At 65.9% G+C, this 13926-nt stretch carries 9 protein-coding genes; 4 read left to right on the top strand and 5 right to left on the bottom strand.

Annotated features, from left to right (window positions below):
* Positions 1–220: 220 nt before the first annotated feature.
* From ACOJTD_RS10890 to ACOJTD_RS10880, 3 genes are all read left to right on the top strand, one after another.
* Complete coding sequence (locus ACOJTD_RS10890) at positions 221–2713, top strand: penicillin-binding protein 1A (RefSeq protein ID WP_420132933.1); 2493 nt, start codon at positions 221–223, stop codon at positions 2711–2713.
* 118 nt (positions 2714–2831) lie between these two features.
* Positions 2832–3963, top strand: a protein-coding gene (prfB, locus tag ACOJTD_RS10885) for a peptide chain release factor 2 (protein ID WP_420132932.1) whose coding sequence is annotated in 2 segments (ribosomal slippage) — positions 2832–2900 and positions 2902–3963 — 1131 coding nt in all. Because the reading frame shifts where the segments join, the coding sequence is not laid out codon by codon here.
* A 2-nt stretch (positions 3964–3965) separates the two neighbouring features.
* The gene (locus tag ACOJTD_RS10880; protein ID WP_420132931.1) at positions 3966–4874 is read left to right on the top strand and encodes an NAD(P)-dependent oxidoreductase; all 909 of its coding nucleotides are present in this window, start codon (positions 3966–3968) and stop codon (positions 4872–4874) included.
* Between the two features lie 7 nt (positions 4875–4881).
* On the opposite strand, the gene ACOJTD_RS10875 is transcribed toward ACOJTD_RS10880, so the two are convergent.
* Both ACOJTD_RS10875 and ACOJTD_RS10870 read right to left on the bottom strand, forming a co-directional pair.
* Positions 4882–6285, bottom strand: a complete 1404-nt coding sequence (locus ACOJTD_RS10875; protein WP_420132930.1) for a M23 family metallopeptidase — start codon at positions 6283–6285, stop codon at positions 4882–4884.
* An 86-nt stretch (positions 6286–6371) separates the two neighbouring features.
* The gene (locus ACOJTD_RS10870) at positions 6372–7046 is read right to left on the bottom strand and encodes a peroxiredoxin (RefSeq protein ID WP_420132929.1); all 675 of its coding nucleotides are present in this window, start codon (positions 7044–7046) and stop codon (positions 6372–6374) included.
* A 187-nt stretch (positions 7047–7233) separates the two neighbouring features.
* Here ACOJTD_RS10870 and ACOJTD_RS10865 point away from each other — a divergent pair, with 187 nt between their 5' ends.
* Entirely contained in the window at positions 7234–10947 is a 3714-nt protein-coding gene (locus tag ACOJTD_RS10865; protein WP_420132928.1) for a DUF3971 domain-containing protein, read from the top strand.
* Between the two features lie 112 nt (positions 10948–11059).
* Here the strand turns inward: ACOJTD_RS10865 and ACOJTD_RS10860 are convergent, their stop codons facing one another.
* The 3 genes from ACOJTD_RS10860 to tyrS all read right to left on the bottom strand — a co-directional run.
* On the bottom strand, positions 11060–11620 hold the full coding sequence (locus tag ACOJTD_RS10860) for a cytochrome b (RefSeq protein WP_420132927.1): 561 nt from the start codon (positions 11618–11620) through the stop codon (positions 11060–11062).
* Between the two features lie 199 nt (positions 11621–11819).
* Positions 11820–13049, bottom strand: coding sequence for an MFS transporter (locus tag ACOJTD_RS10855; protein WP_420132926.1), 1230 nt, complete (start codon positions 13047–13049; stop codon positions 11820–11822).
* A gap of 78 nt (positions 13050–13127) precedes the next feature.
* The coding region (tyrS, locus tag ACOJTD_RS10850) for a tyrosine--tRNA ligase (RefSeq protein WP_420132925.1) at positions 13128–13926 on the bottom strand (799 nt) is incomplete at its 5' end.

Raw genomic sequence — 13926 nt, 5'->3', positions numbered from 1 at the left:
GGTTTCGGCCAAGCCGGACTGACCGCGCCGCCGGGCGCCCCGCGCAGAGCCCTAGTTTGGCCACAGCGTAAGTTCTATAAGACGGCCAGTGATGTTGGCGATTTCGGCCTGAATCGAGGCCGGCCCCGGCGAGCGTGATCGCAGGGTTGCGGACTGAGCCGATCTCGTTCAAGGGACATTTCGCCGCGTCGCGCGGTCCTCGTGATACGGAACTCCATCGATGCGCTTGCTGCTGCGGTTCTTCGGCTTTCTTTTCGCAGCCGGGACGATCGTGTTTCTGGTCGGCATCGCTGCCGCAGCCGGGCTGATCTGGCACTTCTCCAAGGACTTGCCGGACTATTCTCAGCTCCAGGATTACGAGCCGCCGGTGATGACCCGAGTCCACGCCGCGGACGGCTCGCTTGTCGGCGAATACTCCAAGGAGCGTCGGCTGTATCTGCCGATCCAGGCGGTGCCGAAGCTGGTGATCAACGCCTTCCTCGCCGCCGAAGACAAGAACTTCTACGAGCACGGCGGCATCGATTACTCGGGCATGGCCCGCGCCGCGCTGCTGTATGCGCAGAACATCGGTTCGAATCGCCGCCCGCAGGGCGCCTCCACGATCACCCAGCAGGTCGCCAAGAACTTCCTGCTGACCAACGAGGTGTCGTTCACCCGTAAGATCAAGGAAGCGCTGCTCGCGATGCGCATCGAGCGGGCCTATTCCAAGGACCGCATCCTCGAACTTTATCTCAACGAGATCTATCTCGGCCTCGGCGCCTACGGCATCGCCGCCGCGTCCCTGGTGTATTTCGACAAATCGGTCAACGAACTGACGGTCGCCGAGGCGTCGTATCTGGCGGCGCTGCCGAAGGCGCCCGCCGCGCTGCATCCGATCCGCAACCACGACCGCGCGGTCGAGCGCCGTAACTACGTGATCGACCGTCTGCTCGAAAACGGCTGGATCAAGCAGGCCGACGCCGACAAGGCCCGCAAGGAGCCGCTGACCGTCGCTACCCGTGGCACCGGCGCCCGTACATTCGCGGGCGAATATTTCGCCGAGGAAGTCCGCCGCGACGTGCTCGAGCGCTACGGCGAGAAGAAGCTGTATGAGGGCGGCCTGTCGGTGCGCGCCACGCTCGATCCCAAGCTGCAGGTCGAGGCGCGGAAGACCATGACGGCCGGACTCGTCAAGTTCGACGAGGCACAGGGCTGGCGCGGGCCGCTGTCGAAGCTCGATATCAGCGGCGACTGGGGCGTGAAGCTCGCCGAGATCAAGTCGCTGTCCGACATTTCGCCCTGGCGCATGGCGGTGGTGCTGGAAACTTCCGACCAGTCGGCGCGGATCGGCTTTCAGCCGGGCCGTGAACTCGGCGGCGCCGTGTCCAAGCAGCGCGAAACCGGCCTGATCAGCCTCGATGGCGTGCGTTGGGCGAAGGCGGCCGCCGGTCCGCAGCGCGGCCGGACGCCGACGACGGTGTCGCAAGTTTTGTCGCCGGGTGACGTGATCTATGCGGACCCGCTGCTCGATAAGGAAGGCAAGATCGTCGACGGCCAGTATAGGCTGCGGCAGATTCCGGAAGTCTCCGGTGCGATGGTGGCGATGGACCCGTCCACTGGCCGCGTTCTGGCCATGGTCGGCGGCTTCTCGTTCGACCAGAGCCAGTTCAACCGCGCCACCCAGGCGTATCGGCAGCCGGGCTCGTCGTTCAAGCCGCTGGTGTATTCGGCCGCGATGGATAACGGCTACACGCCGTCCACGGTGGTGATCGACGCGCCGATCGAAATCGATCAGGGGCAGGGCGTCGGCGTCTGGCGGCCGGAGAACTACTCGACCGGCAAGTATTACGGCCCGACCACGCTGCGCAACGCGCTGCAGCGCTCGCTCAACACCGTGACGGTGCGGCTGGCGCAGGACATCGGCATGCCGCTGATCGGCGAATACGCCAAGCGCTTCGGCGTCTATGACGAACTGCCGAACTATCTATCCTATGCGCTCGGCGCGGGCGAAACCACCGTGATGCGGATGGTGACGGCCTATTCGATGTTCGCCAATGGCGGACGGCGGGTGAAGCCGACTCTGATCGACCGCATTCAGGACCGCTACGGCCACACCATCTTCAAGCACGACCAACGCGAGTGCCGCGGCTGCGACGCGCCTGACGGCTGGAAGAACCAGCCCGAGCCGCAGCTCGTCGACCGCCGCGAGCAGGTGCTCGATCCGATGACCGCGTATCAGATCACGTCGATGATGGAGGGCGTGGTCCAGGCCGGCACCGCCACCGTGCTGCGCGAAGTCGGCAAGCCGATCGCCGGCAAGACCGGCACCACCAACGACGAGAAGGATGCCTGGTTCATCGGCTTCTCGCCGGACCTCGTGGTCGGCATCTATTTCGGCTACGACAAGCCGCGCAACCTCGGCCGCGGCGCCACCGGCGGCCATCTCGCGGCGCCGGTCGCCAAGGACTTCTTCAAGCTCGCGCTCGCCGACAAGCCGGCGGTGCCGTTCCGTGTGCCGGCCGGCATCAAGCTGATCCGCGTCGACGCCAAGACCGGCATGCGCGCCGGCCCGGGCGACGGCGGCCGCACCATCCTCGAGGCGTTCAAGCCCGGCACCGCGCCGCCCGACAACTACTCGGTGATCGGCGTCGCCGATGCCGACGGCCGGCAGCAGCAGATGGCGCCGCCCGACGACCGCGGCTTCATGCGGCCGGGGACCGGCGGCCTATATTAGGCGAACGATCAATCGCCGCGAGGTTGATCGCGGCGATTGCGCTTTGCCGCCGCGACCGCTAAATCGCCTTCATCATCCTTGCGGCCACGATGGCCGCATCGCCGCCATCAGAGTTTCCATGCGCTCAGAAATCGAACGCCTCGTCGAAGAGATCAAGCAGTCAGTCGGGCTGCTGAGGAGGCATCTTTGACGTCGATCAGTCGACTGTCCGCCTCGCGGAGCTGAACAAGCTCGCCGAGGATCCCGACCTCTGGAACGATCCGCAGAAGGCCCAACGGCTGATGCAGGAGCGCACCTCGCTGGAGGATGCGCTGACCGGCATCGGCAAGGTCGAGCAGGAACTCGCCGACAACATCGATATGATCGAGCTCGGTGAAGCCGAGGGCGACGAGGGCATCGTCAAGGAAGCCGAGGACGCGCTCAAGGCGCTGAAGAAGGAAGTCGCGCGCCGCGAGCTGGAAGCGCTGCTGTCCGGCGAAGCTGACAAGTTCGACACCTATCTCGAAGTGCATGCCGGCGCCGGCGGCACCGAGAGCCAGGACTGGGCCTCTATGCTGCTGCGCATGTACACGCGCTGGGCGGAGAAGCACGGCTTCAAGATCGAGTATCTCGAAGAGTCCGAGGGCGAAGAAGCCGGGATCAAGTCGGCGACGATTCAGATCTCCGGCCACAACGCCTATGGCTGGCTGAAGACCGAGGCGGGCGTGCACCGTCTCGTCCGCATCTCGCCGTTCGACTCCAACGCACGCCGGCACACCTCATTCTCGAGTGTGCAGATCTTCCCGGTGATCGACGACAGCATCAAGATCGACATCAAGGAAAGCGACGTCCGCACCGACACGATGCGGTCGGGCGGCGCCGGCGGTCAGCACGTCAACAAGACCGAGTCGGCGGTGCGCCTGACGCATATTCCGACCGGCGTCGCGGTGGTCTGCCAGGCCGGCCGCTCGCAGCACAAGAACCGCGCTCAGGCGTGGGACATGCTGCGCGCGCGCCTGTACGAGATCGAGCTGAAGAAGCGCGAAGAGCAGGCCGCTGCCGACCAGGCCGCGAAGACCGACATCGGCTGGGGCCATCAGATCCGCTCCTACGTGCTGCAGCCGTATCAGATGGTCAAAGACCTGCGCACCGGCGTGCAGACCTCCGACACGGCCGGCGTGCTCGACGGCGACCTCGACGAGTTCATGGCCGCCACCCTGGCGCAACGTGCCTTCGGCGGCGGACCTGGCGCGATCGAGGACGTGGACTAAGCGTGGGCGAGGGCGCTCGCGCCAGGGTCGCCTTCCTCGGCCTCGGCAAGATGGGTCGCGGCATGGCCTCCCGGCTGCTCGACGCTGGCTTCGACGTCGCGGTGTGGAATCGCAATCCCGCCAAGGCCGACGAGCTGATCGTCCGCGGCGCGCGCCGCGCGGCAACGCCGGCCGAGGCCGCCCGCGATGCCGAGGCGATCTTCACGATGGTCGCCGATGACAATGCTTCCCAGTCCGTGTGGCTGGGAGCTGGCGGCGCGGCCACGGAGGTAAAGGCGGGTGCTCTGGCGATCGAGTGCTCGACGGTATCGCATCAGCACGCGCTCGATCTCGCCGCAGCGCTGCGCGCACGCGGCCTCGTTTACATCGATTGCCCGGTCACAGGTTTGCCACAAGCCGCGGCGGCCGGTGAACTGACGCTGCTGGTCGGTGCAGAACCCGGCGATCTGGCCCAGGCGAGGCCTTTTCTCGCCCCGCTGGGCCGTACGATCCGCCACTTCGGCCCGGTCGGCTCGGGCACGGTCTATAAGCTCATCAACAATCTGATGGGCGCGATCCAGATCGCCGGCATCGCCGAAGGCCTCGCGATCGCCGAGCAGGCCGGCCTGGACATGGCGTTAGTACGCGAGGCGCTGGAGAGCAGTGTGGTCGCAAGTCCTCAGGTGCTGCGACATGCCCCGCGGATGATCGACCGCGATTTTTCCGACGCGACGTTCACCGCTGCGCTTCGGCACAAGGATGCAGAGTATGCGCTGCAGCTCGGCGAAACGCTCGTGCCGCAGCTTCCGCTCAGCCGTGCGGCGGTGGAGGCCTATGCCGCCGCCAAAGCCGCAGCGCCCGACGAAGACGAGGGACGGCTGATCGAGTTGTTATCAGCCCGCACACCGCCGGCTAAGTGCGGGCTCAGCTGACGCTGAGCTAAGTCGCCCCCGCGAGTCGCACCCCCGCGCGCAAAAACTTCTGCGGGTCCACGGCTTCGCCATCGATGCGAGTTTCGTAGTGAAGATGCGGTCCCGTCGAGCGGCCGGTGCTACCGACTTCGCCGATGACCTGGCCGATCTGAATGCTCTGGCCGACCTTGGCGATGATCTTGGAGAGATGGCCGTAGCGGGTCGAGAGGCCGTTGCCGTGGTCGATCTCGACCATCTGACCGTAGCCACCGGCCCAGCCGGCGCTTACCACCTTGCCGACCGCGGTGGCGCGGACCGGGTCGCCGGTCGAGGCGCGGAAATCGAGGCCGGTGTGCATGGCCGGCCGGCCGAGGAACGGATCGCTGCGGATGCCGAAGCCGGACGAGAACTCGACCTGGCCCAGCACGGGCTTGCGATAAGGCACCAGCGACAGCGCGCGGTTGAGGCGGTCGAGCTGAGCGCGGCCGATATTGATCCGATAGAGCTGGCGGTCGAACGCGCTGGCCGCGGACGATGGCGCCTTCACCGGCACGAACGGGCCGCCGACGCCGCCGCGCGGCGCAGACGCTTCCAGCCCGCGGGCGTTGAGGCCGAGATCGGTGAGCACACCGCGCATTCGGCGCGCGCGGGACTCGAAGGACTCTTCCACGGAACCGAGCATCGCGATCTGCCGCCGCTCGATCTGATCGAGCGACTGGTCGAGCTTCGACAGCGCGGTGCCGACGCCTTGCGCCTTGGCGTATTGCGTGGTCGGCAGCACCGGGACGTTGGCCGGGGAGCGCGACTCCAGCCGTGCCTCGCGGTCCGGCGGCGCGACGAAGATGACGGTGTCGTTGATCGGGGAAGGTTTCAGCGGGCCGGCCGGAGCCGCGTCCGCGGACGGCGTGCGGCCGCCCTTGATGCTGCCAGTGACGGCGACATCGGGCAGGCTGCTCAGCGCATTCGCGCGCGACTCCAGCATGCTCTGGCGGCGCATGATCTGATCGAGTTTCTGGTCGAACTGCTCCTGATCGAGCAACTGCCGGCTGGTGGTGCGATCGACCTTGGCGCGCAACTCGGCGATGCGATCCTCATAGGCGTATTGCATCTCGGCCTGTCGGGCGATCAGCCGCGTCAGGACGTCGTCGCGGAAGGCGAAGTAAGTGGCCGTCGCGGCCGACCAGACGCCGAGCGCCACGACCGTCCCGACCACGATCCAGAAAACGACTGGCCCGATGCGGACCTGCTTGCCCGCGTGGGCAATGGTGTAGCTGCTGCCTTCGACGGCGGATGCCGTCGCTGGCCTTGGCGGCTGCGCCTGCTTGGGATGCGGAGGATGCGGGCGCGGCGCGCGCTGGGGCGGCTGCGTGCGGCCGTGATGTGGAGCGTGGTGCTGTGGGTGGTCTGGCTGGTGACCGGGACGGTAGGACATCGATACTCCCGCGCCGACAGAGCTGGTCGTCGGCTCAACGCGCGGGCAGATTTGACCCCCTCATGGTTAATTTTCGGAAAAGGGATTCACAACAATTGTGCGGCTGCGAGGACCTGATCGGCATGGCCGTCGACCTTCACATTGCGCCAGATCCGAGCGACCGTGCCGTCGCGCCCAATCAGAACCGTCGTTCGAATGATCCCTTCGAACTTGCGGCCGTACAAAGATTTTTCGCCCCAGGCACCGTACGCTTCGAGCATCTCATGGGCGGGATCCGACAGCAGCGGCGTGGTCAGGCTGTGCTTGTCGCGGAACGAGTCCTGCGCCTTTACAGAGTCGGCCGAGACGCCCACGATCGCTGTATCGCAGTCCGCGAAAGCCGGTTTCAGACGGCTGAAGTCGATTGCTTCCTTGGTGCAGCCCGGCGTGTTCGCGCGCGGGTAGAAGAAGATCACCAGCTTCTGTCCTGAAAAGCTTGCAAGCGTTACGGATTCCCCGCCGTCGCGGGGTAGGGTGAAGGCCGGAGCCGTGGCGCCCTCGGTGAGCGCGCTGATGGTCGCAGCTTTGGCTGGCTTGGCCTTGCTGGCCGCCGCCGGGTTGCTCGATGCGGTCGCTTTGGCCTTCGGCTTTGTCGTGTCCTTTGCCGCCTTGCCGGCCGCTGAAGAGGCTGTTGCTGATTTTTTCCGGGGCGTCGGAGATTTCAACGTGGCTCCCTTGGATGCCGCAGACTTTGAGGGATTCTTGCGCGTTTGCTTGGACATACGCCTTCCTTTCGTCGCTTTCAGCAGGTCAAACAAGCGTCGCGGAGCTTGCTGCGGCGCTGCCACTGCTGGGCAAATCCGTCAGCCTCAGGATATGGTTGCAGGGATTCGTCGTCCCGGCCACTCGATTGTTGCGTAGGCCTTCGGGCTGGCGGCGAGTCACAAGTTCAACCGAGGATAGGCAGAGATGCCGCCACAGGAGCGTATCCTGCGCGTCGGCGCGCAAACCTCCCTCGGCGATCAGGCTGCGACCGAGCGCGCGCATCGAGAGGCTATGGCCAGCTACCCATCGCCCGACGCTTCCGGGCCGCATTCCCCGCGTGACGACGACAGCCATCGTTGGCACGACGGCGACTGGGATCGCGAGCACGAAGAGGCGTGCCGCAACCGCGCCCGCAAGCTGCTCTCGCGGCCCAATCTCGGATTTCATCGCGTCGACGACTCGATGCGCCGCTGGGGGCATCGTTTGTCCGGCGCACCTTGGATCAAGCGCACGCTGGTTGCGCTGCTGGCGATCGGCTTCGTGCTGGCGGCGGGTTTCGGCGGACTGTGGCTGCGGCTCGGCGCCGGTCCGATCAACCTCGATCTGGCGACGCCCTGGCTCGCCGACGCGATCGAGGAGAATATCGGCCACGGCAACACCGTCGAGGTCGGCGGTACGCAGATCGAGCGCGCCGGCCGGATTCGTGTCGCGGTGCGCATTCGCGACATCGTCGTCCGCGACCGCGATCACGTCATCGTCGCCACCGCGCCGAAGGCCGAAGTCCGGCTGTCCGGCTGGGCGTTGCTGACGGGCCGGCTTCGGGCCGAAAGCCTTCGGCTGGTCGACGCCGAACTGGCGATCCGGATTACGCCGGACGGTCAGGTGACGGTGTCCACCGGCGATACGGCCCGGCCGATCGCCACCGGCGTTGCAACCGCGCGGCGTCCGCCGGAGTTCACGCTGCCGATCCCGCCGCCTGCCGCGCCCGATGGTTCGCAGCCAGCGGTGCAAGCGGACAAGTCTGCGCCGGCCGACAGCAGCGACGCGATGAAGAGCCTGCTCGCCGGGCTGGACTGGCTCGACAGCCTGAGCCTCACGGGACTAGACGGCCAGAATCTCGACGAGATCGGTCTGAAGAACGGCAACCTCGTCGTCGACGATCAGCAGCGTGGCAACCGCTGGAATTTCGAAAACATCAGTCTCAGCCTGCGCCGGCCGAGCCGGGGCGGCGTCGCGCTCAGTCTTGGCGAAGAAGGCAAGAAAGCGTGGTCGTTGCGGGTCCAGGTCGGGCCGCCGCAGGACGGCGTCCGCTCGGTCGAGCTACACGCCAACCAGGTGCCCACGCGCAATATCCTGCTGGCGCTCCGTCTGAAGAACCTGACCTATGGGGCGGATTTTCCGCTGACCGGTGATCTGCGCGGCGAGATCGGCCGCGACGGTCTGCCGACCTACTTCCGCGGCAAGCTGACAGCCGGCGCCGGCACAGTGACCGATTACGACACGCCGGACTATCCGATGGCGATCGATCAGGCCGAGTTCAATTTTGAATGGGATGCCAATCGCCGCGTGCTGATGGCGCCGTTTAAGATCATCGCCGGCGCCAACCGGATCACGCTGCTGGCTTCGCTCGAACCGCCGAACGGCAACGCCACCGACTGGCGCCTCGGCTTGTCCGGCGGCACGATCGTGCTCCCCGGCGTCGAGGGCGAGACTCCGCTGATCTTCAATCGCATCGCGGTGCGCGTCCGCTTTGACGCGGATAACCGACGTGTCGTGTTGACCCAGGCCGACTTCAGCAATGGCGAGATCAGCGTCGCGGGTTCGGGCAGCATCGATTATGCGGGCGAACCGCGTCTCAAGCTCGGCTTCGCCGGCACGCCGATGTCGGTCTCGGCCCTGAAGCGGATGTGGCCGACCCTGATCGTTCCGGAAGTGCGTGAATGGGTGAACGAGCGAATTGAGAAGGGCGCGGTGCAGAGCATCGACATCGCCGTCAATTCGCCGGTCAAGAACCTGTCGCGGCGCGGTCCGCCGATCCCGGACGAGGGCCTGCTGGTCAACATCATCGGCACTGGTGCCACGATCCATCCGGTTGATGGCCTGCCTTCGGTGCGCGACGCCGACATGCGGGTGCGCGTCACCGGCCGCACCGCCTCCGTGGCGATCGCCCAGGCCAATGCGGACACGCCGAGCGGACGCCGCGTGGCGCTGTCGGACATCCTGTTCGAAGTGCCCGACATGGCACCGAAGCCGTCGCCGTCACGGATCAAGTTCAAGCTCGACGCGCCGGTGCCGGCGATCGCCGAACTGCTGTCGTCGGGGCGACTGAGTGATGTCGCCAACGTGCCGGTCGATCCCGCCACCACCAAGGGAACGGTGAGCGCTCAGGTCATGCTCGGCATGCCGATCCAGCGCGAGCTCACCAAGGCCGACACGAGCTACACGATCAACGCCGATCTCAACGGCTTCTCCGCCGACAAGATGGTGATGGGGCAGAAGCTGGAGGCGAACACGCTGAAGCTGATCGCCACCAACCAGGGCTATCAGGTCAAGGGCGACGTGAAGATCAACGGCCAGTCGGCGTCGCTCGACTATCGCAAGCCGGCCGACGGCGATGCCGACGTCAAGCTGCAGGCGACTCTCGACGACGCCAGCCGTGCCAAGCTCGGCTTCGATCTCGGTCCGGCCGTCACCGGCGCCATGCCGGTCAAGCTCGCCGGCAAGATGGGCGACAACGAACAGGACACCAAGCTCGGCTTCGACATCGATTTGACGCCGTTGAAATTCGACAACGTGCTGCCCGGCTGGACCAAGCAGCCCGGCAAGTCGGCGCGGGCGACCTTCAACATGATCAAGAAGCCGCAATCGACCCGGTTCGAGGACATTCAGATCGAAGGAAGCGGCACGCTGATCAAGGGATCGCTCGAGGTCGACGAGGATGGCGATATCATCAACGCGAACTTCCCGGTCTATTCACCGTCGGAAGGCGACAAGGCCACGCTGAAGGCCGATCGCGGTCCCGACGGCGTGCTCAAGGTCGTGGTGCGTGGCGACGTGTTCGACGGCCGCGGCTTCATCAAGTCAGCGCTGTCGGGCACCCAGCCGGAGCCGAAGGGTAAGACGAAGAGCCTCGATTTCGATCTCGATCTCAAGCTCGGCGCTGTGGCCGGCTATTCCGGCGAGGCGATGCGCAGCGTCGACGTCAAGCTCGTCCGTCGCAATGGCGCGTTCCGCACCTTCACCTTCAACGGCAAACTCGGCCGAGACACCCCGATCACCGCCGACCTGCGCGGCAAGAACAAGGGGCGCGAGGTGGTCTATCTGGAGACCAACGACGCCGGCGCGTTCTTCCGTTTCTCCGACACTTATTCGAAGATGTATGGCGGCCAGCTGGCACTGGCGCTGGAGCCGCCGACGGCGGAGCCTCGCGAGAAGGAAGGCCTGATCAACGTTCGCGACTTCACCGTGAAGGGCGAAGCCGCGCTCGAGCGCTCAGCCGCCGGCGCACCGGGCGGGACCTCTGGCGGTCTGGCGTTCTCACGGCTGCGCGCCGAATTCACCCGACAGAACGGTCAACTGACCGTGCGCGACGGCGTGGTGAAAGGTCCAACGATCGGCGCGACCATCGAAGGCTCGATCGACTATCCGGCCAACCAGGTGCGGATGAGCGGCACCTTCGTGCCGATGTACGGGCTGAACAACATGTTCGGCCAGATCCCGATCGTCGGCCTGTTTCTCGGCGGCGGCAGCAACGAAGGGCTGATCGGTGTGACCTACGAGGTGGTGGGCACGCCCGGCCAGCCGGTGCTGCGGGTCAATCCAATCTCGGCGATGGCGCCCGGCGTGCTGCGCAAGATCTTTGAATTCAACACCGGCCGGCAGAACAACAGCGTCGATTTCCCGACGCCGGCGAACTGATCGATCGCGACAGATTTTCCGGTCATTGCAAGCCGAAGGCGAAGCAATCCAGCGCAGGGCAGGGTGCTGGATTGCTTCGTCGGTTGGCCTCCTCGCAATGACGGCGAGGCGCTTACTTGGCGCGCAGCCAGGGCACCATGCGGCCGAGCGTGGCATCGTGGCGGAAGTACTGGTGCCACAGCGCGCCGATGATGTGGATCAGCACCACCGCGACGGTCGCCAGGAACAGCGGCTCATGGGCCGCGTGCAGCGCGCCGGCCAGCGCGTCGTTCTTGGCGAGCGGCGGAATGCCGAGCAGATCGACGCCGCGGCCCGAGAACAGCGACATGCCGAGGCCGGTCACAGGCAGCGCGATCAGCAGCAGATACAGCAGACCGTGGCTGATCCGGGCGATCACTTCGGTGACCCGGGGCGACGGCACCAGCTCCGGCGCGCCGTGGATCTTGATCCACAGGATGCGCAGCACGGCGACGCCGAGCACGATGGTGCCGATCGCCTTGTGCCAATCGTACAACGTACGGCGAAGCGGATCGGCCTTGTCGAGGCCGTGCGCGTAGTTCATCGAGGCGAACAATCCGATCACCGCGAAGAAGATCAACCAGTGGATGGCGACGGCGAGGGCGCCGTACTCCCGGGGGGCTTTGTCGGCGGAATCGAGGGTGGTCGTGGTCATGATGTCTCCCGAACGAATCTGTTTGGCGCGCAAAATCCTGCGGCGCGAGCATCCCGCGGCGGCATCATGAGCAACATCGCCGGCGCAGCGATGTGATCGAGCGCAAATGTCGGGAACACAATTTTCTGATTGGCAGCGCGGGCGACCTGATGCCGCAGCGGCCGGCGTCGCTATTTGCGATCTTTTCGCAAATTGGGAGTTAGCGTTCGCGGAGTGTCGGTACGACCAGAAACGGAATCATGCCGAGCAATACGGCGACGAGGGCAAAGGCGATCACGGGATTATAGCTGGCGCTGAGATCGTGGATCAGGCCGCCGCACCACGATCCGAACGCCGAACCCAGCCCGCTGCCGATCGCGATGGTACCGTAAATCAAGCCGACCTGCTTGCCGTGAAAAACCTTCATGGCGGTTGCGGTGATCAGCGGCCCACGCGAACCGATCATGCTGCCGAAGCACAGCACGAAGCCGGAGAGCACGATATAGTTCGGATACCATTGCAGCAGCCATAGCAGCACGATCCCGGTGATCGAGATCGCGTAACTGAACAGGATCGACGGCCGCCTGCCGATGACTCCGTCGAGCCAGCTGACGCTCAGCATCCCGATCACCAGCACCACGCCCGAAAAGCCCCAGGCGGTCGCAGCCTGCAGCGGCGGGAAACCGGCGTCCACCAGATAGGCGACAACCTGCGCCGAGATCGCGTACATGCCGATGGCGGTAAAGAAGAAGGTCGCGAACAGCGCCCAGAAGGCGTGATGGCGGACCGCGGCGCGCAACGTCCAGCCGTCGTCCGGCGGTTCGAGCGTTGGTGCCGGGGACATGCCGGCCACGCCTGCGGAATAGCGTCGCCACGGCAGCATCAGCAGCGGCACGATCAATAATAGCATCGCGGCGCCAAGCATCTCGTAGGCGCCGCGCCAGCCGGACCGCTCGATCAGCAGCTGCGCGAGCGGCAGCATCACCAGCACGCCGGCGCCGGTCGCCGAATACACCACGGCCATCGCGGTCGGCAGCCGCGGCCCGAACCAGCGGCCGAGCAGGATCGAATTCGGCACATTGCCGGTCAGCGCGATGCCGAGCCCGACGCACAGGCCGACCGCGATCTGCAATTGCCACAACTGCTGGGCAATCGCCGCGCCGAGAAACGCGCCGCCGAGCAGCAGCAGGCCGAGCATGTAGACGAGGCGCGGGCCGGAGCGGTCGAACAGTCGGCCGACGAACGGCGAGGCGAGGCCGCTGCACAGCGCCGTCAGCGAGTAGATCGACACCGCCTCGGCGCGATCCCAGCCGAACGACTGCGAGATCGGCAACAGGAAGACGGTGAAGCTTTCGCCGAGGCCACGGCCGAGCAGCGACAGCACGAAGCAGACGCCGAGCACGGACAGGCCGGTGCGCTGCGACGTGCGCGAGGGCGGCGGATGGTCCAAGAGCGATCCTTCCCGGGAAGCGTTTGCGCCATGGAGCGCGCTTCCGCGGGAAAAGAACAGCGCTTGCCGCGAATGGGCCTATGCAGGCTTCAGCAGCACGTGCTTCTTCTTGCCCATCGACAGCTTGATGACGCCGTCGGCCGTGAGATTCGCCGCCGTCAGCGTCATCTTCTCGTCGGTCACCGCGATGTCGTTGACCCTAAGGCCACCGGCCTTGATCTGCCGCCGCGCTTCGCCGTTCGACGCGACGAGCCCGGCCTTCTCGGCGAATGCCGCCAACACGCCGATGCCGGCGTCGAGGTCGGCGCGGGCGATCTCGACGCTCGGCAGGTCCTGCGCGGTGCCGCCCTGTTCGAAGGTGGTACGGGCGGTGAGCTCGGCCTTGTCGGCGGCGTCGCGACCGTGGATCAGCGCGGTCGCCTCGGTGGCGAGCACTTTCTTAGCGTCGTTGATCTCGGCGCCCTGCAGCTTCGACAGGCGTTCGATCTCGTCCATCGGCAGCAGCGTGAACAGCTTGAGGAAGCGACCGACGTCGGCGTCCTCGGTGTTGCGCCAGTACTGCCAGTAATCGTAGGGCGACAGCATGTCGCCATTCAGCCAGACCGCGCCAGCGGCTGTCTTGCCCATCTTGGCGCCGGACGAGGTCGTCAGCAGCGGGCAGGTCAGCGCGTGCAGCTGATGCGTGCCCATGCGGCGGCCGAGGTCGACGCCGTTGACGATGTTGCCCCACTGATCCGAGCCGCCCATCTGCAGATTGCATTTGTAACGACGCGCCAGTTCGACGAAGTCGTAGGACTGCAGGATCATGTAGTTGAATTCGATGAACGACAGCTCCTGCTCGCGCTCGAGCCGCATCCGCACCGAGTCCATCGTCAGC

Origin of the sequence: Rhodopseudomonas sp., assembly GCF_048594845.1 — a bacterium.
Lineage (GTDB): Bacteria > Pseudomonadota > Alphaproteobacteria > Rhizobiales > Xanthobacteraceae > Rhodopseudomonas.
This window is presented reverse-complemented; position numbering and strand designations above follow the sequence as displayed.